The organism is Staphylococcus sp. McC-251-APC-3A2 (assembly GCF_009695665.1).
Classification (GTDB): Bacteria; Bacillota; Bacilli; order Staphylococcales; family Staphylococcaceae; genus Staphylococcus; species Staphylococcus cohnii.
The window spans coordinates 1-21184 of record NZ_VUNO01000003.1; the positions used below are offsets into that span (position 1 = coordinate 1).

Sequence of the window (21184 nt, forward strand, 5' to 3'; positions counted from 1 at the left end):
GAACTGGTCAAATTCTTCTTCAGTTACTTTATAATCTGATGAGTTAAGTTGTTCGTCGACTTCGATTAATTCTTGTTCTAAATCTGATTGTAGACTTTTTAATTTTGTTGCTTCTGCAAATTCATCACTATTTTGATAATGTGTAATTTTACTATTAAGCTGTTTAATACGATTTGTTAGCTGATGGTATTTCTGTTTAATCTCTTTTGCCTTAACACCCTTATCATAGATTTGATTATCAAAGATATTGATTGTATTGTCTTGTACTGTTTTTACCATAATTAAATGCCTTCTTTCGTTTTTGATTTATTATGCGCTTTATTGCACTAAAGTCTTTCTTATTTCTAGCATATTGCCTTACCAGTGAATCAATATACCTAACAGATACATTGTTCACATGGGTAGGTAAACGAGCTAGAATCTGATGTGCTATCCGTTTGTGATTCATGGAAACACTCCCTTAAATTATTTTCTGTGTATTACCTTTTATATGGTGTGTCGGCATAACATAGTGACTACTTCTATCAATTTCTAACATACGTTTACCATCTCTGTATTTCTGCCAATATTTAGCATCTACAGTGAGTTTATTAATTTCATCTAGTAAATAATTAATCGCTAAATGATCACCACGTAAATATATTGTCATATGCCCTACACTGTTATAGTTGAGTTTCAAATTATACCCTCTTAACCACAAGAAAATTGATTCAGTATTTAACCTTGATTGCAGTGTTGCCTGTCCTAAACTCGACAAGCACCAATCACATGTTATAAAGTCTATTTCTAAATAGTGATACTTGCCCTGTGTTTTATAGATGTGACAAATAGGTTTATTAGCAATTTCTAAATTCTTAATATTGTTAATATTGAGTTTCTTATTATTTAATTTGAATGGATCAGTTGGTATTGAATGCATTAACACAGTTTATGAGTCCTCCTATTTTGAAATATGTTTAATAAGTTAATTCTATAATCACACGATTTACATTATTTTTAGTTACTACTGTTTTATATCTATTGCCACTGTTATATAGGTATCTCATTTTCTTAATCTCCTTTTTGTCCGTTACTTAACTTAGTTCGTGCACAAAAACACCACTTCGTGCACAACATGCACAGTTCATGCTCACCTCTAAACCTTACTCTCACAAGGGATAAAGTACTTTACTGTGCACGAGTGCACCAAATTTCTGAAAAAACTTCTTATATATTAATGCCCTACTTCTTATAGTTATTTGTATATTAACTTCTTTAAAATTGAAAATTCATGCACAGTTAGGGCTATAAACCCTGTATTACCAACGGTTTGAAGGTGAGCACGAGTTAAAATATTTCATGCACAGTAACTTTTGTAATTGTGATTAAATGTCTTATAAACACTGTTATATCGATGCATTTCAGCTGTGCACGAATTTTTGTTTATTTTGCTATTTCATGCACAGTTTCATGCACACCTCATTTACACTACTTTTAATTTTGTGTTCACATATGAAATTTTTTGTTCTCCGTGTGGTAAAAGTGTAGGTTCGAAATGACCCACCTTTACTTGTAAATCATTAACTGAATAATATCTAGGTCTTTCAACCTTCCAAGATTTATCAAGATAACGTTCAAAACTTTTGCAGAATTTTCTTTCAGAAAGAGGTTTATAACCACCTCGTTCACAGAAAACTTTGTATCTAAAATAAACAACTGTTTTAGGTACTTTATCAATTTTCCATTTATCAAACTCTGTGACTTTAAAATCATATACTGGATCATTGTCTTGAATATATTCTTCTAATAATTCAGCTGATGCTCTAGGAACAATAAACTTATTGAAATTTAAATTTATAGCTTTGTGAAGTACATATTCGAGTACCTTTTTATCAGTAAGGTATTTTTCTTTGATATCTGGATTTTCTTTTGCACCGTTAAAATCTGCGTTAAATGGTACTATTAAAAGCCGTCTGTTTGTCCCACCTGTTTTATTTTTAAATCTAGGCATGCCATTAGTTGATTGAATCACAGTAGTTCTGAAAACAGTTCGATATGGTTGTTTGTTTTTTATATTCACAAGCACAGGATCACCTGTAACTACACTGTTAAAGTTCGAACTATCCTCAATATTCACGCCTACGGGAACATCATCACCAATCACAAGTGTTTTACCTTCTAGCACGCCTAATTTAAACTCTTGGTCAAATTCATTAACTTTAAGACTTGCCACATTATCAAAACCGATTAAGTTAGTAAGCAACGTTTGGAAAGTGCCTTTAGCATTGTTACCATCACCAACTAGGAATATCGCTTTTTTACGTGTATAATTTCCATTTAATGAATCATTAATAACTTGCCATAATAATGTGAATACTTCTCTATCACCACATGCGACTTCATCTAACCAGTTATCAAAAGTCCAACCATTAATTACTGGTGTTTTAGGATTGTCAATATAATTAGTTGAAATCTTAGTAGTAAACACATAGTTAGGTGTAAAAGATTCCAATTTCATAGTTTCTCTATTAAACACACCATTATTGACTGGTATTAAATGTGGTTCATTTGTTTTGTCTACCACGTCTACCATATTAGTTAAATGATAGATGACTTCTAATGCTTTTTTCTCATTGTGTCTAGGTTCTAACCAAGAAATAATACGTTTAATAATTGCAGTATTTTGTGTGTAGATACCTTTTTCACTTTGATACATTGCTAATTTTGTATTTTCTTCTAAATCGAATATCACAAATTTCATTACATCGTTAAGCAATACAGCACATCTATTTGTGCCAATTGTTTGTGGTGGTCTACCTGATGCTTCACCATTTTCTTTCGCTTTCTCAAATTCAGCTTTCATAAATGCTAATTCTTCTTTACGAATCAGTGATATCGTATATCTAAGCGATTGCCCTGTTCCTCTCGAATTAGGCTCATAAATTGTTTCTTGATTAGCTATAGCTGTATCTAGTTCATTATTACCCCAAGTTGAATTTCCACGCTTTTCATCCCATTTATCAGTAAGATTATTGTATGTTAAAAAGATACTTTCCATTTGCGATTTATCTCTACCAGTATAAAATGCCAATACTCTTAACAAGCTTTGCACAGCTTCACTAGGGCTATCAAAAATACCTTCATACTCACCAGCAAGCAATTTTTTATATTTACTTTTTTTAGTCATCATTCTTACAATTTCATCATCTGTAAAAATACTGCTACCAGTTTTAGCAATTCTTATATTTTGCTTTTTAGGTTCTGCTTTAAAGAATCGTTCTACTAAATTATCAATCACGCCTTGATCGTCGCTAATTTCTGAACCTCCGATAGTGTAACCAGTAAATGTCATAAATCTACTAGTATGATACAGCTCTATATCTAAATCAGTACGCTTACTTTTCCTGTTTTCTGGTAATGTACCTTTGAAAAAGCAATGTAAACCTGTACCACTTGGACTTAATTCACAGTATGTGAGTTCTGTCATTTCAAGTCCTAATTCTGTTTGTAATTGATGTGTTTCAGCATCTACAGCGTTATCTATATCAAGACAAATATGTTTACTTTCTTTGCTTAATATAAAACCTATACCATCGTAACCATTACTACTATCATAAAGTGAATAAACATCTTGAAAGTTACTCCAAGTATCTTTATTCGTTGAGCTAGCTTTTACACCATTTACTTGATAAGGTACTTTTTTGTATTCTTGACGGCTTTCGTTCCATTCAGCACGCCACAGCACCCATTGATTCAATTGTTTAAGTTCATTCGGTATTTCCAATTCATTCACATCTATTATTGAATCTTTGGTTTTTATAGCCATCAAATCCCCCTCTTGTTGTTTTTGTAGATACATAACGTAATTTTTGCTATAATTGAAATACATAAAGTTTCTTTAACATTCATTTCTTACGCGTTATCTTCGCTTTGGTCGGCAGTAGATAATGCGTTTTTTTCTTGCTTAATATCAGCTTGAATATCATCATACATGTTCTCAATGTCTGTTCTAATCGCTTGTAAAGTGCTTGAGACAATATAATTTTGCTTAATGTTGTTATTAATAGCATGGTGGTATATAGGCTGATTCTTCTTGACTGCATACTCTTTTTCACTTTCTAATTCTGATGTTTCCATACCGAGATAGTCGAGAACGCTCTGAATCTTATTTCTCAAATCTGCAAATTCCACTGACTCGTTAACTTTTTCCGTGTATAACATGTTATTTACTCTCCTTATAAAAATTAATGTAATTTGGTCTATTTCTCTCGATCACTTTGATTAACTTTTCAATTTCTAGCTTAGCAAGATAGAGATTGTTTAAGTCGTCTTCTCGTGAGAAGTAACTAATTTCATTTGCTATATCATAATTTTTAACTCGCATTTTCTTTAAGATGTTTGTTGCATATACTGACATTTGAGCCATCGTTTCAAAGTCTTGAATCATATCTAAAATATCTAATTCACCAATGTATTTATCGTTTACGCCTTGATGTTTCATGTATTCTTGAATTAGTTCCATCTCATGTACTTCTCTATCATCTTTACTTAAATTTCTATTATTGATACGCTCGCTTATTAGCATTAGTGTAATCTCTCTGCCATATTTGCTTTTAAATTCTTTAATTTTCATATTAATTTTCCTCCATCATTTCTTCATCATCTAGGTATACGTCATACTCATCGTCGAATTCACCATGAAATTCATTTTTACTAACAAAAATTCTAGATTCATCTTCAACAGTTAGGCCATATAGCAATTCAGCGAGACATTCTTCATAACCTAATTGTTTTAACGCTTCAACACGACGGATTCCGTCAATAATATATAAGCCATCTTGTCTTACACTGACTGTGATGTAACCTATAGCAAGTCTGTTGAAATTTTCCACAATACCATCAGCATTTGGATTATTTGTGGAACGATAACTATAATCTACTTTCAAATCATTAATTTTAACTGTTTCAAATTTTTTATTCATTTTGATTCCTCCAAATTTTCTAATTTAAGTCCGTATGCTGTTGCGACAATAAATAGTGCAAAGGCTACGTATATATCACTTAGTACACCTATAAAAACTGTGCCTATTGATAATATAAGCATGTATAACATGTATCTTTTCATTTAATGTCCCCCTAAGAGTTATATATTTCATTAAAATTTTTCTTGATATACTCTTTCATTGGTTCTGCTAAAAACTTGTAATGATCTGCTTGTGATTTAGGCTCATGTACATACCTTTCAATATCCTTTTTAAATTTTGGATTTAGCAATAGTTTTTTCATAATTGAATTCCTTGATAATTGCATGTGTGACTGTAAATCTTTAAATGACCACACAAGTTTAGGTTCATTGATAATTACAATACCTTCACTTTCTTGTAGTTGTTCTTGCATTATTTTCACCTCCTTATTAAGCAGTAGCTTGTGTATTTAAGTATTTATTGTAAATGGTTTTACTGACTGAAATATCTAAACCAAATTTGTTAATAGAAGTCATTAAATCGACTGTGTCATCTAAAATTTGTTGCCGAATAATTAACATATCTTCACTCATTTGATCTTTTTTTAAAGCTTTATCATAACCAAACAATGTTGAAACACATTTATTAACTACAGTTTGACATTTCATATAACTAATCTTATTGGGATTAGATAAACCTTTTTGCAAAACATCCATAGCTTTTCGTTGATGTTGCTTATCCATTAAGTGGAATACTTCATGTTGCTTTAATCCGATTGTTTGTCTTAACTCTTTAATAACTTGCTTAACCCATTTCTTAAACTCATCAGCTTCATCACGTCTACTATTCCAAATAGCTTCGTAAATACCTACTTCTGAAATAATTACAGCTTTTTGCTTACCTTTAAGGGTGTCCACATTATGGACAGCCTTTTCTGACACATCTAATAATCTAGCCATATGTGGTGTGTGTGAATATCCTAATGCTTTTGCAACATCACCTGCTATTGCCCAATACTCATTATCTTTTTCTATGAATCTAATTTGCTTACCATCAAAAAACTCCTTAATCATCGAGCTTCCTCCTCACACTTTTTCTTTCATTTCAAATATTTCAGATACATCAACATTCAATGCATTTGCAATTTTGATAGCCATTAAATCAGAAGGGTTTGCTTTACCATTAATGATTTTATTTAAGTAAACGTAATCCATAGGTACTTGTTCAGCTAATTGTTTAACGTTCCATCCTTTTTTGACTATTGAAAATTTAAATGCCATTTTTTTAATAGCAACACTCATTTTTTACACCACCCATCAATTTTTACTTACGTTAATCGCGTAACTTACGTAACTAACTTAACCTAAATATACACTATTTTTACTAACGGTGCAAGCGTAAGTTGTGTTAAAATTTATATTAAGAATTGAAAAGGAGTGATAAACCTTGTTACTAAAGGATTTATTAAAAGAATTAAGAGAATCAAGAGGACTGAATAAACAAGAGTTGGCAAATAAAGTTAATATTTCACGTTCCTATATATCAACTATAGAAAGTGGTAAGGTTGAAAAACCAACTAAAAAAACTTTAATGAAAATTGCCTATGTCTTTGATCCGGATGATGAACAAAGTATATATAGTACTTTGTTGGAAGCTTCTGGTTATGACACTGAAAGCAGTAAAGAAGAATATAGAGATTATATAAATGAAATGAGTACAAATTTTCAGGAAACAAACAAATTTAACGGCGAGGTTATATCTGGTATGAAATATCGTGTGAACAAACATGATAATTCTGTTGTATTTTTAGATAAGCCATACATGAATGTGGTATGGTTATTGGAACAGGAAGATTTTAAAGTATATTTAGGTTATGAAGATGATGAATTTTTTATTGATGATAATGGCACACCTTTTAATAAACCATTAGAACTTGATGATGAAGATAAAAATAACTTGTTAATTCAAGTACATAATTTTCAAAGTAATTTATTGTTTATGAAAAAAGCTTTAAAAAACAAAAATGATATTGAAGCATTAAAAATTAAATCAATGGAATACACTTTAATTTTCGATTTATTAAATAATCGTTTTAATGATAAAAATGAACTAATAAGTAAATTAGCAGTTATTAATAAAGAACGAGAAATTTTTAACGTAGAAGAGTATCACGAAGAAATAGAGAAAGCAGTAGAACAACAAGATGCTTTAAAATTACAACGTCTAGTAAGAATGACTACAATAAATGAATTGAAACAATACTTGTCAGAACAAAATTGAGGTGATTAAGTGGCATACATTGAAAAGCGAGGAAAAACATGGAGATATTCTATCTCATATGTAGACGATGAAGGTAACCGTAAAAAAGTTCAAAAAGGTGGTTATCGTACTAAACAAGAAGCTAAACGAATTGCAGAGGATTTAGAATATAAAATGAGAAATGGTTATGCTGTAAGTAATGATATAACATTTGCAGATTATTTTTATCAATGGTATGAAGTTAATAAACTACCACACGTATCAGAATCAACTAAAAGACATTATGAATCTGCATACAAGCATATTAAAGACCATTTTAGACACAAGTTATTAAAAGATATTAAACGTACTGAATACCAAAAGTTTCTCAATGAGTACGGTTTAACGCATAGTTATGAAACGATTAGAAAGTTAAATAGTTATATACGTAATGCATTCGATGATGCTATACATGAAGGTTATGTTATTAAAAACCCTACATACAAAGCAGAATTACACGCATCTATTCCAGCCAAAACAGAAGAAATGAAATTTATTAATGAATCAGAATTCAAAAAACTTAAACATTATTTTGAACAAAAAAATACCACCTCATCACTTGTGCTATTAGTAGCACTTGCAACAGGTGGTAGATTTTCAGAAATTGCTAAATTGAAACGTGAAGATCTGGATATTAAAAATAATAAAATTCATTTAAGAGGTACTAAAACCGAAACATCAGACAGAATAATAAGTATTGATGCAGTAACTATGAAACGTATTCAATCATTTATTGATTCACGACCTACTAATATCAGTGGTTACATCTTTACTGTTGATGGCAAAACCATAACTAATGCTGCTGTAAACAAAGTACTTAGAAAAGCATGTGATAATCTAAATATAAAAGAGATAACTATTCACTCGCTAAGACACAGTTTCTGTTCTATACTCATACATCATGGCTTTTCAATACTATATATATCAAAACATTTAGGGCATTCCAATCCAGCCACGACACAATCGATTTACTCCCACCTACTTCAAGAAACTTATGAGCGTGAAGATGAAAAAGCAATGAAATTACTAGAAACTATTTAAGCCACTTAATTATAAATATTAGGTGGTTTTTTACTATAATTTATTTTCCAGTCCCCAAATAGTCCCCACAACGAAAAACAAAAGCTTATATAACAGCGTTTAATCACTTTATAATATGCCCTTCGAGGGGATAATTTGAATGTTCTTCGTTATAAGACATTGCATTAAATAGTGATTTATCGGGCTTTCATTGACTTTTGTTTTCAGTCGTTGAAAGTCCTTTTTATATTTCTATACCTAGCAAAATATAAAAACAACTATCCAGAGGATTTAAAAACAAATCTCTGTCATTTATAACGTTTAAATGGCTTAACTATTGCGATTTAAGCGTTTAAAGTTTCTTGAAAATTATTTTATAGTTCTTTTAAAACATTTAACCGCTTAAATATATCTCCATTATTTCACATTGATAAACGTGCTGCCTAAAACATCTCTCACATCGTGAATAACTAAAAAGGCATTTTCATCTACTTCATTGACTAATTTTTTAACTCTTGTCACCTGAGACTGAGGTACAACAACATATAACATTGTCGTTTCAGTTTTAGCATACCCGCCTTTTCCGTTTAATAATGTCGAGCCCCGACCGGTAAAGGAATTAATTTTGTCACTGATAATTTCATTCTTAGTAGAAATGACCGTAACACCTTTTTTAGGATTAAAGCCTTCAATAATAAATGAAGTCGCTCTTTCTGTAATGAATAACATGATAATCGTAAATAACACATTTTTTAATGGTAACACCATTAAGAAAGATAAGACGACAATACCATCTAAAATAAAAATACCTTGTGATGTTTTCATTTCTGAATACTTACTTATGATTTTAGCAATTACAGATGTACCTCCAAGTGTACTCCCTGTAGAGATTACTAGTCCAGCACCGATGCCTATAATTGCACCACCAAATACAGAGTTAATAACAAAATCATCTATGCCTAAATTAATATTTTCAGTTACTCTTAAAAAGAATGAGAGTGCCGTGTTTGAGATGACAGTATAAACAGCGATTGTTTTGCTTAAATACTTCCAACCGATAAAAACAACGATTGTATTAATAATTAAAGAAGACCAAGCTGGAGAAAATCCTAAAGTATACTTCAAGGCTAGTGCGATACCCACTGTACCACCATCACCTAAATTCGATCCTAGTAAAAAGCAATTTACACCTATAGCGTTGATAAACGTTCCAATTAAACACAAGATGATACTTTTATAATGATTTTTTATTAATGCTGACATTTATTCACTCCCATTCTGTTCGATTTAATCTAAATTATCATCACGTCATATGTTATATGCATTCAATCCATGCCTAAATAATTGACTTAGCTATTCTTGAACTTAAATTTCAATAACAACACATTTAAGTGACAAAACTTAATTTAGAATTAATAAGGCATCGTAAGATCCTCAGAAAATACAATCCTATTAAAAAAGACACCTCTAATGAGGCGTCATCTATAAATCTAATTAGAATATTATAATATCAAAACGTAGTTTTTTTCAATAACATTTTAATATATTTTTAAATTTAGTCTTATCATTTGTAATAAATGCCATATTCTTTTAAGAAAAACTAATTAAAGTTCGATTGTTTCACCGCTTCGGATTTTGTCAGCCATTTGGTTTAATTTTCTTAAACGATGATTGACACCAGATTTTGAAATTGTACCTGAAGACATCATTTCGCCTAATTCTTTTAAGGAAATATCTTGATGTTCTATTCGTAATTTCGCTATTTCACGTAAGCGATCAGGTAAGTTATCTAACCCAATTTCTTGGTCTATTAATTGAATGCTTTCAACCTGCTTCATCGCTGCACTAACGGTTTTGTTTAAATTAGCTGTTTCACAATTAACTAATCTATTTACAGAATTTCTCATGTCTCTGACAATACGCACATCTTCAAATTTAAGCAACGCTTGATAACCACCGATTAAACTCAAGAAATCAGAAATTTTTTCAGCTTCTTTTAAATAAGCGATGCTTCCTTTTTTACGTTCTAGATGTTTCGCATTGAGTTCATATTCATTCATTAAATTCGTAATGCCTTCTGAATGATCTTCATACAATGAAAATATTTCTAAATGATAGGAAGATGTTTCAGGATTATTCACTGATCCACCTGCTAGAAAAGCACCACGTAAATAACTTCTTTTCATTTCATCTTCATGAATCATCGTTTCATCTATTTCATGCGTAAAAACACCATTTTTCAAAATACCTAATTCATCTAAAATTTCTTTGGCACGCGCTTTAATTCTACAAATATAAATATTGTTCTTTTTTAATTTCATTTTTTTCCTTACAAGTAGCTCTACTTCAACATTAAACACTTTTTTTATTAAGGAATATATACGTCTTGCTGTCGTAGCATTTTCAGTTTGCACATTTATCACAAATTGTTGATTGGAAAGACTGAGTGCACCATTCATTCGTATGAGTGCACTGAGCTCTGCTTTTGCATTTGTTTCATCTACTTCTATTCTAGTAAGTTCATTTTTCATTTCTGATGCAAAGCTCATACATCTTCAGTCCCTTCTTATCTAAGTTTAATACTTAGTTTGTTTTACGATTTTATTTATCTCGGTTAAATTCAATCGTTTCTGTTTCTCTCATAGCAATCTCGTAAATCATTTTAGACAAGACCTCTGTATTATGTCTAACATAATTCTCTTGTGATACTTCTACCAGATTTTCGTGTGTAAAAACTTTTATCTTTTCTGCTTCCATATCTTTCATGTTGCATTTAACTGGATCTGCGCCATCTTCTTTATAACGACGTAAAACATCGCCGTTAAACGTCTGAGTACTACATATAGCATAGTTTATACAATGACGTCCCATGTGATTATGTATTGCATCAACATGATCTAAAGCAGTGTAATGATTAGTCTCACCAGGTTGTGTCATAACATTTGATACATATAACTTTGGCGCATCGCATTTTAATAATGAATCCGCAATACCTTTAACGCATAGATTAGAAATTACACTTGTATATAGCGAACCTGGTCCTAAAACGATTAAGTCAGCATCTTCTATCGCTTCAACAGCTTCTTCCATGGGTTCTACATTTTCTGGTTCTAAAAATACACGTTCTATCTTTTTATTTTTTTTAGGAATTTTTGATTCGCCATAAACAATTTCACCGTCTTCCATCACTGCATTTAAGCGTACACTGGAATTTGTAGATGGTATCACTCGACCTCTTATATTTAAAATTTTACTTAATTCTTTTACCGCATGTCCAAAATCATCATTCATATTCGTTAATGCAGCTATTAACAAGTTGCCTAAAGAATGACCTTCAACTTGATTTTCTTTAAAACGATATTGGAACAATCTTTCAATTGTTGATTCTGAATCGCTGAGTGCTGAAATTACATTTCGTATGTCACCAGGTGCAGGAATATCCATTTCATTTCTGATTTTCCCAGTACTACCTCCATCATCAGCAACTGTGACAATGGTCGTAATATCTATCGGAAAGTCTTTTAAACCACGTGCTAAAACAGATAAACCTGTACCACCACCAATAAGTACAAGTTTAATTCTTTTCATTTTTTTGCTTCACGCCACTTTCAATTTGAGCATCTCTATGATGCACATATACATTATAGTCAAAATTTTCGTTAAGCTCTGCACCAATGCGTTTAGCTAGAGCTACAGAACGATGTTGGCCTCCGGTACAACCAATTGCAATCACAAGTTGTGATTTACCTTCTTTTTTATATCCTGGAATCATAAATTTTAATAAATCCATCAATTTCTCATAAAAAATATTTGTTGTTTTCCATTTCATAACGTAATTATATACTGCTTCATCTTCTCCAGTTAAAGGTCTTAGTTCATCCACATAATGCGGGTTCGGTAAAAATCTCACATCAAACACTAAATCCGCATCCATCTGAATCCCATGTTTAAAACCAAAACTGGTTACATTAATATTGAATGTTTGATAATTACTTTGATTAAAGTAATCTCCGATTCGCTTACGAAGCTCTTTGGGTTTCATAAATGATGTATCAATCGTGTAGTTTGCTAAACTTTGAATCTCAGCGAGTAAACTGCGTTCTTCTTCAATCGCTTCAATTAACGAGCGTTGTCCTTGTTCATTTAATGGATGTGCACGTCGCGTCTCTTTATAACGTGAGATCAACTTTTCGTTGGATGCTTCTAAGAACATCATATCAACGATAATATCTGAGTTACTTTTGATTTGGTCGATTTCTTTAATCAATGATTTGAAAAGTTCTTTCCCTCTTAAATCAATGGCAATGGCTACCTTTTGCAACGAAGGATTTCCTTGACCCATTAATTCTACAAATTTCGGCAACAGTATTGGAGGTAAATTATCTACACAAAAATAACCGATATCTTCTAAACTTTGTATTACAACCGACTTACCTGCGCCAGACAAACCTGTCACAACTAATAATTCACTTTTAGTCACTTCTTTTTCTTCTCGTTGCATTACTTTACACCATCCAAAGATTATTTTTAGACATTCCATTTATTGTTCTGGAATTTTATTATCAATACAAGCAATCATTTTAACTTAGTCAGTTTATGACCACTATGCTATCACATTATATTTTACATGAAAAACGACTTTGGTAGTAGTTTTATCACTTAATTGACCCTAAGTACTATCGTAGACTGACTTAAATGAAATAAATTTGTGTCCACAAATGTAATTGAGTCTTTTTCATTTTTTCAATTAGCATAATTTATAATAAATTAGCTTCTGTGTGATCTATTTATTATATAGCTCCTGAAATACACATATATAGTAGGTTGATACCTCACACAAGTGATTCATTGAGCTAACACTGCACACTTACATTTAAAGTACAATTATGTAAAAAAGCTAGAATGTTAAACCTACATGATTAATGTAAGGTTGATACATTCTAGCCTGTCTGAATCTCGTTATTATTCAATTAAATTCTATAAATAATATATTTTAATCTTATGCTTCTATGGTATCTTTTAATTCTTCAATATAAGAAATTGCACTTTGTGCTGCGATACTGCCGTCACCTGTTGCAGTTACGATTTGGCGTAGGCCTTTTGCACGTACGTCGCCAGCAGCATAAACACCTGGGATTTTCGTACTCATATCTTCATTAGTGACAATATAGCCTACTTCATTTGTAATGCCTAAATTTTCAAATGGTGCTGTTAATGGTTTCATACCAATGTATACGAAAACACCGTCAGCATCGAAAGTTTGTTCAGCACCATCTTTTGTGGATTCTAAAGTAACTGAACCAACTTTACCGTCTTTTTCGTTGATTGTTTTAAGAGTATGACTCCAAATAAAGTCGATTTTATCATTTTTAAATGCACGATCTTGTAAGATTTTTTGCGCACGTAGTTCATCTCTACGGTGAACGATTGTTACACTGTCAGCGAATTTTGTAAGGAATGTACCTTCCTCAACTGCAGAATCTCCACCACCGATAACAAATAATTTTTTGTTTTTGAAGAATGCACCATCACATACTGCGCAATAACTCACACCGCGGCCACCTAATTCTTGTTCACCGGGCACACCAATTTTTTTATATTCAGCACCAGTAGATATAATCACAGCTCGCGCAGTAATCTCACTGTTGCCAAGATTTATAACTTTATATTGACCTTTGTCTTCAATTGATTTGATATCACCATATTGATATTTTGCGCCAAACTTTTTAGCGTGTTCAAACATTTTAGTTGATAAATCTGGCCCAGTAATCATTTCAAAACCTGGGAAGTTTTCAACCTCTTCTGTATTTGCCATTTGTCCACCTGGCATACCACGTTCAATCATTACAGTACTTAAGTTTGCACGTGATGCATACACGGCAGCAGTCATACCAGCTGGCCCTGCACCTACAATCGCAACATCAAAATCCACTTGTTCAGCCATTTAAATTGCCTCCTGTTTATTAATTCATTATACGCATTATATATGATTTCTTGCATTTCATAAAATTATATGCTTACTAAATAGTCTATTGTTTTATTTAAACGATAAGCCGTTATATCAAACCATTCTAATACTTGTTGTTTGGTAATCTTAGTGTCCATACTCCGATAATACATATAAACAAAAGCAGCCACATAATCATCTACATTAGTTAAATCTGCTTGTTCTGCTATAATCGCCTCTGCTTTATCAATCCATACAATAAATAATTCTGAGTTATTTTTCAAATATTCAATATTATACAACATTAACATGCCTCTATGAATAAAATCTAACTTATTTAACTGTAAACCTTGAATAAGATAAGTTAAATATAATTTTTCATAATCATTCATATCTTCTAAAACAGCCCATATGTCTTGTGTCAATAAGACTTCTCGACCTTTTAATTGATTTAATAAGAAAATCCCGTATAACCTACGATGACTATCATCACTCAATAATAGTGGCAATACTTGTTGGTTGAAATACGCCTTACTTTGCTCAATTACCCAAGGCGCATAACCTACATCAACCTTAGATATTTCTTGTAACTTAGACCAAAAATATTTGCTATCTTCGATATGATTGAGATGATAATTGTTGTGGCTCAATGCATTATACATTTGTATAGAGAGAAATTTCCCTTTTCTATAAAGTGGTTGCAGCAATTTTTGAGAAGCTTCATATTGCTTTAAATAACAAAGTACAATACCTAGCTTGAACGATTCATCATCATTCATAGGTACGACTTTACTTAAAATATTCAAATAACGTTGATACTTTTCTTTTTCATTGGTGTTATATAACAATAAAGTGTAATGACAAAGTGCATGTACATCAGTATTGTCCTCATTAAGCAAACGTTCAAACATTACTTTAGCAGTATCATATTCATTGAGGTATAGATAACACATGGCTAATAAATTTCTAACTACTCGATGATCTTGAATCGCTTCATTTTGATTTAAAACAAAGTTTCTTGCCTCGGGCAGTCTGCCTTGTGAAAATAAATATTGAAAAATGAGCTGAACCGCAAATAATTGGCACTCAACTTCAATCTTTTCTTCAGAGTTATAAGTAACCTCAAACATTTCTTCTAATTCTTCTTGGTAGTCGTCATCATCTGCTAAAATGACATAATTCATTCCGAATAAAAAGGCTTTGTTTGCTTCATTGAGCGTAATATTTAATTGGCTGAGTTGATAGTAACTATCCACTACCGATTCTTGTTTAGCAATCATTTCATAAAAAATATGTTCTGCTCTATTGTTATAACCAAGATGTGCTAGACATTCTGATAATTTTACTTTAATTTCAAAAACATCAAATTCTTGGGGTGACATTTCAAGCACTTTTTCATAGTATTCTACTGCCTTTTTATAATCTTGCTGTTGATATTTTTGATCAGCTAATTTTTTATAAAAAGGACTATCAAGTTTCATTGAAATAATTTTATTGCTGTTTTGCGCCATCCATGTTCACCTCCTGTATTTAGTCATTGCTTCAGTTGCATTGGATTCCCATATGCTAACGTGTGGTTCGGGATGTCCTTAGATACAACAGTACCTGCGCCAACCTTCACATAATCTCCTATTTTTACTCCAGGCAAAATTGTTACATTAGCTCCGATTAACGTGTGATTTCCAATATAAACATGCCCTGTTCGAAATTCACCTACTAAAAACTCATGCGTTAAAATAGTTGTGTTATAACCTATGACACAGTTTTCACCAACCGTTATATACTCAGGATGTAATAAATCAGGTACAACTTTAAATGCAAATGCTGTATGTGCACCTATATTCATTTTTAATAAATTGCGATACATCCAATGTTTTAATTTCACATTAGGTAAGTAGCGGCAAACTTCTATAATCACTGTTTGTTTAAACATTTTGACACGGCTTATGTAGCGATACATATGCCACAACGGATTTTTACCATTAACTTTTAGCTTTTTTAAGTCACGCATTATATTCTATCACTTCACCTTTTGCTTTGACCATGTTAAAGGGCCAACATCTTTATATCTTGGTGCATTATATCTCACTCTTCTAATTATCATAAGGACAATGCCCGCAACAATAAGTAAGACAGACATGAGTTGCGCAACACGTATATCACTCGTGAGCATCAAACTATCTGTACGCAAACCTTCTACAAAGAATCTACCTATAGAATACCAGATAAGATATAGTGCAAAAGTATCACCTATACGTAAATGCTTTCTCAATGTAATTAATATAACAAATCCTAGAATATCCCATATAGATTCGTATAAAAACGTTGGGTGATAATATTGACCATCAATGTACATATTGTTAATAATAAAGTCCGGTATATGCATATTTTCTAAAAATGATTTAGATACAGGACCACCATGGGCTTCATGATTCATAAAGTTACCCCATCTGCCAATACCTTGTCCTAAAATCAAACTCGGTGCAATCACATCACCAATTTGAAATGGATTGATATTTTTTTGTCTGCATACAATGATACCTGTGATAAAACCGCCAATCAGACCACCATGAATCGCGATTCCTCCATACCAAATCATAGGTATTTCTATAGGATGTTGTGCATAATAAGGCCATTGGAAAATAACAAAATAAATTCTAGCTACGATAAAACCAAAAATTGCACTCCAAAAGATGATATCAATCAATATATCTTTATCAAAACCTATGCGTTTAACACTTTCCTGAGCGATAAAATAACCTAATAGTATACCCGCGGCGATGATAATGCCATACCAATGAACCGATATTGGACCAAGCTCAAATGCAATTGGATCAATGTAATTCAATATCATCATTTATTCTCCTTATTGTTGCTACCATTACGCATAATTTCAGCATTTAAGCGATCATTGAATTCTTCTGCAGTGTTAATCCCCATAATATTAAGTCTATAGTTCATCGCTGCAACTTCAATGATAACTGCTACGTTACGACCTGGTCTAACTGGTATTGTCTTTTTAGTAATCTCAGTGTCTAAAATGCGTAATGTTTCTTCATTCAAACCAACGCGATCATACAATTTATCTTTATGCCAATTTTCTAAATGAATATTTAAACGTAAACGCTTTTCGGTCAAAATGGAACCTGCACCAAAGAGTGTCATTACATTTATAATACCTAAACCTCTAATTTCTAATAAATGTTCTATTAATTTAGGGGGTCTACCAATCAGTTCATCTTTACTAATTTCTCTAATCTCTACATTGTCATCCGCGACAAGTCTGTGACCACGTTTAATTAGTTCAAGTGCCGTTTCACTTTTACCGATACCTGAGTCTCCTGTTATAAGTACACCAACACCATACACATCTACTAGAACACCATGCAACGAAGTTGTTCGTGCAAGTTCATGTTCTAAGAAAGTCGTTAAACGACTCATTAATTGTGTTGTTGCAATTGTTGACGTGATAAGTGGTGTATCAAATTCTTTCGCTGATGCTACAAGCTCTTCTGGTGGCTCTAAATCTCTTGTCACAATAATTGCTGGTGTTTCTGGTCGACATAATTTTTTCATGCGTCCTTTGCGCTCTTCATCCGGTAGTAGATTATAAAATGATAATTCTGTTGTTCCTAACAATTGAATGCGGTCAGAGGCATAGTGCGAAAAATATCCAGCCATTTCTAATCCTGGTCTTGATATATCTGTATTTTTTATTTGTTTATTTAAGCCTGACTCCCCAGCTATAAGCTCAAGGTTAAAGCGTTCAATTAAACTCTTTGTTGTTAACATAGGTTCACCTCTATTAATATTTCTCCTGAAATTTCATATGTCATTATCATATCAAAAAGGACTGATAATCTATATAAAAAAGTACAGAAGTCTAAAATAAATCCTATCGTTTTTATCATACCCTATATTATTTTTGAATAAAATTACTAAAAATGGTTCAGTAATCTCATTTATTTTAAATGATTACGTCGTTACAATCCAGCAAGGTTGGATAAGCTTGAATGGAATAAAATGTTAGATATCGAAAAAACTACTCCATACATTCCAGACACATGAAAATGTCTTCTTGTATGGAGTAGCTAATATTTTATATATTTTTACAGAGGTTGATCAATAAACTATTATGCTTGAACTGTATCTCTTTCTAATACTGGTTTTAAATATTGTCCAGTGTAGCTTCCTTTCACTTTTGCAATATCCTCTGGTGTACCTGTCGCAACGATGGTACCACCACCGTCACCGCCTTCTGGACCTAAATCAATAATATAATCAGCCATTTTAATAACGTCTAAATTGTGTTCAATGATGACAACTGTGTCACCGTTATCAACCAATTTATTTAACACTTTTAATAATCGGCTAATATCATCAACATGCAAACCAGTTGTTGGCTCATCTAATATATATATTGAACGGCCAGTAGAGCGTTTATGCAATTCTGAAGCAAGTTTAACACGTTGTGCTTCACCACCAGATAATGTCGTAGCCGGTTGTCCTAAAGTAACATAACCTAAACCAACATCTACTAAAGTTTTCAATTTTCGATGTATTTTAGGGACATTTTCAAAAAAGTTTGTTGCTTCTTCGGCAGTCATAGCCAAGACGTCCGCAATGTTTTTACCTTTGTATGTTACTTCTAGTGTTTCACGGTTATATCTCGAGCCGCCACAAACTTCACAAGGTACATAGACATCCGGTAAAAAGTGCATTTCTATTTTAATGATACCGTCACCTTTACATGCTTCACAGCGACCACCTTTAACATTAAAACTAAAGCGACCTTTAGAATAACCTCTGACTTTTGCTTCGTTTGTTTGAGCAAAGATATCTCGTATGTTATCAAAAACACCCGTATACGTTGCCGGATTAGAACGTGGTGTCCTACCAATTGGCGATTGATCAATATCGATAATACGATCAAGTTGATCTATACCGTTAATTTCATCATAATCACCTGGTTTAACTTTAGATTTATTTATCTTTTTAGCTAATGATTTATAAAGTACTTCATTGACTAATGTACTCTTACCGGAACCAGACACACCCGTAACAACGTTCATCGTTGAAAGTGGAAAGTCTACATTAACATCTTTCAAATTATTACTGCGTGCGCCTTTGACACTAATCTTTCTATCCGTAACTTCACGACGTGATTCTGGCACCTGAATTTTCTTCTTACCACTCAAATATTGACCAGTTAAAGACTTTGTATTTGCCATAACTTGTTTTGGCGTACCACTAGCAACAATTTCACCGCCGTGGTCACCAGCACCTGGTCCTACATCTACTAAATAATCTGCAGCACGCATCGTATCATCATCATGTTCAACAACGATTAAAGTGTTACCTAGATCTCGCATTTCTTTTAAAGTACTAATTAACCGATCATTATCACGCTGATGTAATCCTATAGAAGGCTCATCTAAAACATATAATACACCAGATAGTCTTGAACCAATCTGAGTTGCTAAACGTATACGTTGCGCCTCACCACCTGACAAAGAACCAGAAGCACGATTTAGTGTTAAATACTCTAATCCTACATTATATAAAAATTCTAATCTAGAATTAATCTCTTTTAAAATTTGATTAGCAATTTTTCTGTCTTGCTCTGATAATGTGATATGTTCATAGTTATACAGTGCATCTTTAATAGAGTGTTCTACCACTTCACCGATATTTTTCCCGTCCACATACACAGACAAAGCTTCGCGACTTAAACGTTTGCCATGACATGTTTCACAAGTAAGTTCTGTCATGTATTTACTCATCATTTCTCTTACGAGTTCTGACGGTGAATCATGATAACGTCTATTGATATTATTTATAACACCTTCAAACGCCATCGTACGTTTTCTTGTTTGGCCGTTGCGCTGTTTGAATGTAAATTCAATTTCTTTATCTTTGGAACCATAAAGAATAATATCTTTTTGGCGTTCTGTTAATTTTTTGAATGGTTTATCCATATTTATTTTATATACTTCACAGACACGATTTAATAATGTTGGATAAAAGTCTGAACTTGAAGATTCCCAAGCAACAATTGCACCTTCATTCAATGATTTCTCCTTATCAGGAACAACTAAGTCTAAATCTACCATTAGTTTTTGTCCTAAACCATCACAAGTTGGACAAGCTCCAAATGGGCTGTTAAAACTAAACATGCGTGGTTCTAATTCTCCGATTGAAAATCCACAAATAGGACAAGCATGATTTTCAGAAAATTTTAGTTCATCGTCACCAATGATATCTACGATTAAATTACCTTCAGCTAATTGTAACGCCGTTTCTATAGAATCGGCTAGACGTGTTTCAATACCTTCTTTGATTACAAGGCGGTCTACAACAACTTCTATCGTGTGGTTCTTATTTTTATCTAAATTTGGCACTTCATTTACATCCGTAATTTCGCCATCAACACGCACACGTACGTATCCTTTTTTACTAATGTCATCAATTAACTTTTCATGCGCGCCTTTTCTATGATTAACAACAGGCGCCAGTAATTGAATCTTACTGCGTTCTTCAAGTTGTAAAACTTGATCGACCATTTGTTGTACAGTTTGAGATTCAATTTCTATACCATGATTTGGGCAATATGGCTTTCCAATACGTGCATATAATAGACGAATATAATCATATATTTCAGTAACAGTGGCAACCGTAGATCTTGGATTTTTACTCGTTGTTTTTTGGTCTATTGAAATCGCAGGAGACAAACCTTCAATAGTATCAACATCTGGCTTATCCATTTGTCCTAAAAACTGTCTTGCATAAGCACTTAATGATTCTACATATCTACGTTGCCCTTCTGCATAAATCGTATCAAAAGCTAATGAAGATTTGCCTGAGCCAGATAACCCCGTCATTACTATAAGTTCATTTTTAGGTATTTCAATATCAACATCTTTTAAATTGTGGGCACGTGCCCCTTTAACTACAATGGATGGTTGCTTCATTTTCG

The 21184-nt window shown here is 32.3% G+C and carries 21 protein-coding genes and 1 pseudogene; 2 read left to right on the plus strand and 20 right to left on the minus strand.

The features are described from left to right. The 10 genes and pseudogenes from FYJ81_RS07615 to FYJ81_RS07665 form a co-directional block, all read right to left on the minus strand. Positions 1 to 279 (minus strand): annotated as a pseudogene (locus FYJ81_RS07615) (hypothetical protein); the annotation flags it as partial. Positions 280 to 460: 181 nt separating this feature from the next. Next, a complete protein-coding gene (locus FYJ81_RS07625; protein WP_154409586.1) occupies positions 461 to 919 on the minus strand; it encodes a hypothetical protein in 459 nt (152 codons plus the stop codon). 543 nt (positions 920 to 1462) lie between these two features. Then, positions 1463 to 3805, minus strand: a complete 2343-nt coding sequence (locus FYJ81_RS07630; RefSeq protein ID WP_154409529.1) for a phage/plasmid primase, P4 family — start codon at positions 3803 to 3805, stop codon at positions 1463 to 1465. Between the two features lie 86 nt (positions 3806 to 3891). After that, on the minus strand, positions 3892 to 4200 hold the full coding sequence (locus tag FYJ81_RS07635; protein ID WP_154409530.1) for a hypothetical protein: 309 nt from the start codon (positions 4198 to 4200) through the stop codon (positions 3892 to 3894). 1 nt (position 4201) lies between these two features. Next, entirely contained in the window at positions 4202 to 4612 is a 411-nt protein-coding gene (locus tag FYJ81_RS07640) for a hypothetical protein (RefSeq protein WP_064783247.1), read from the minus strand. Position 4613: 1 nt separating this feature from the next. After that, on the minus strand, positions 4614 to 4961 hold the full coding sequence (locus FYJ81_RS07645; RefSeq protein ID WP_229767955.1) for a hypothetical protein: 348 nt from the start codon (positions 4959 to 4961) through the stop codon (positions 4614 to 4616). Next, the gene (locus FYJ81_RS07650; RefSeq protein ID WP_154409531.1) at positions 4958 to 5104 is read right to left on the minus strand and encodes a hypothetical protein; all 147 of its coding nucleotides are present in this window, start codon (positions 5102 to 5104) and stop codon (positions 4958 to 4960) included. The genes FYJ81_RS07645 and FYJ81_RS07650 overlap by 4 nt, the downstream gene beginning before the upstream one ends. Before the next feature lie 11 nt (positions 5105 to 5115). Then, positions 5116 to 5376 (minus strand): DUF771 domain-containing protein, encoded by a 261-nt coding sequence (locus FYJ81_RS07655; RefSeq protein WP_064263808.1) that lies wholly within the window; start codon positions 5374 to 5376, stop codon positions 5116 to 5118. A 16-nt stretch (positions 5377 to 5392) separates the two neighbouring features. Then, on the minus strand, positions 5393 to 6016 hold the full coding sequence (locus FYJ81_RS07660) for a BRO-N domain-containing protein (protein ID WP_154409532.1): 624 nt from the start codon (positions 6014 to 6016) through the stop codon (positions 5393 to 5395). A gap of 12 nt (positions 6017 to 6028) precedes the next feature. Continuing rightward, positions 6029 to 6244: a helix-turn-helix domain-containing protein gene (locus FYJ81_RS07665; RefSeq protein WP_154409533.1), complete on the minus strand. Its 216-nt coding sequence runs from the start codon at positions 6242 to 6244 to the stop codon at positions 6029 to 6031. A gap of 145 nt (positions 6245 to 6389) precedes the next feature. Here FYJ81_RS07665 and FYJ81_RS07670 point away from each other — a divergent pair, with 145 nt between their 5' ends. Together FYJ81_RS07670 and FYJ81_RS13265 are read left to right on the plus strand one after the other, a co-directional pair. Next, on the plus strand, positions 6390 to 7223 hold the full coding sequence (locus FYJ81_RS07670; RefSeq protein WP_154409534.1) for a helix-turn-helix transcriptional regulator: 834 nt from the start codon (positions 6390 to 6392) through the stop codon (positions 7221 to 7223). Positions 7224 to 7232: 9 nt separating this feature from the next. Further along, on the plus strand, positions 7233 to 8282 hold the full coding sequence (locus tag FYJ81_RS13265; protein WP_181187441.1) for a tyrosine-type recombinase/integrase: 1050 nt from the start codon (positions 7233 to 7235) through the stop codon (positions 8280 to 8282). Positions 8283 to 8678: 396 nt separating this feature from the next. On the opposite strand, the gene FYJ81_RS07680 is transcribed toward FYJ81_RS13265, so the two are convergent. The 10 genes from FYJ81_RS07680 to uvrA all read right to left on the minus strand — a co-directional run bounded on the left by FYJ81_RS07680 (position 8679) and on the right by uvrA (position 21179). Beyond that, complete coding sequence (locus FYJ81_RS07680; protein WP_107383683.1) at positions 8679 to 9524, minus strand: YitT family protein; 846 nt, start codon at positions 9522 to 9524, stop codon at positions 8679 to 8681. A 341-nt stretch (positions 9525 to 9865) separates the two neighbouring features. Beyond that, complete coding sequence (gene whiA, locus FYJ81_RS07685; protein WP_107383682.1) at positions 9866 to 10810, minus strand: DNA-binding protein WhiA; 945 nt, start codon at positions 10808 to 10810, stop codon at positions 9866 to 9868. 52 nt (positions 10811 to 10862) lie between these two features. Next, a complete protein-coding gene (locus FYJ81_RS07690; protein WP_107383681.1) occupies positions 10863 to 11849 on the minus strand; it encodes a gluconeogenesis factor YvcK family protein in 987 nt (328 codons plus the stop codon). Further along, complete coding sequence (gene rapZ / locus FYJ81_RS07695; RefSeq protein ID WP_107383680.1) at positions 11836 to 12762, minus strand: RNase adapter RapZ; 927 nt, start codon at positions 12760 to 12762, stop codon at positions 11836 to 11838. The genes FYJ81_RS07690 and rapZ overlap by 14 nt, the downstream gene beginning before the upstream one ends. 498 nt (positions 12763 to 13260) lie before the next feature. Continuing rightward, entirely contained in the window at positions 13261 to 14205 is a 945-nt protein-coding gene (gene trxB, locus FYJ81_RS07700) for a thioredoxin-disulfide reductase (RefSeq protein WP_107383679.1), read from the minus strand. Between the two features lie 65 nt (positions 14206 to 14270). Then, positions 14271 to 15719: a tetratricopeptide repeat protein gene (locus tag FYJ81_RS07705; RefSeq protein WP_107383678.1), complete on the minus strand. Its 1449-nt coding sequence runs from the start codon at positions 15717 to 15719 to the stop codon at positions 14271 to 14273. 23 nt (positions 15720 to 15742) lie between these two features. Then, the gene (locus FYJ81_RS07710; RefSeq protein ID WP_107383677.1) at positions 15743 to 16219 is read right to left on the minus strand and encodes an acyltransferase; all 477 of its coding nucleotides are present in this window, start codon (positions 16217 to 16219) and stop codon (positions 15743 to 15745) included. A 9-nt stretch (positions 16220 to 16228) separates the two neighbouring features. Continuing rightward, on the minus strand, positions 16229 to 17065 hold the full coding sequence (gene lgt, locus FYJ81_RS07715; RefSeq protein ID WP_107504633.1) for a prolipoprotein diacylglyceryl transferase: 837 nt from the start codon (positions 17063 to 17065) through the stop codon (positions 16229 to 16231). Further along, positions 17062 to 18000: an HPr(Ser) kinase/phosphatase gene (gene hprK / locus FYJ81_RS07720; protein WP_107383675.1), complete on the minus strand. Its 939-nt coding sequence runs from the start codon at positions 17998 to 18000 to the stop codon at positions 17062 to 17064. The genes lgt and hprK overlap by 4 nt, the downstream gene beginning before the upstream one ends. Before the next feature lie 341 nt (positions 18001 to 18341). Further along, positions 18342 to 21179, minus strand: coding sequence for an excinuclease ABC subunit UvrA (gene uvrA / locus FYJ81_RS07725; RefSeq protein ID WP_107383674.1), 2838 nt, complete (start codon positions 21177 to 21179; stop codon positions 18342 to 18344). Between the last annotated feature and the right edge of the window lie 5 nt (positions 21180 to 21184).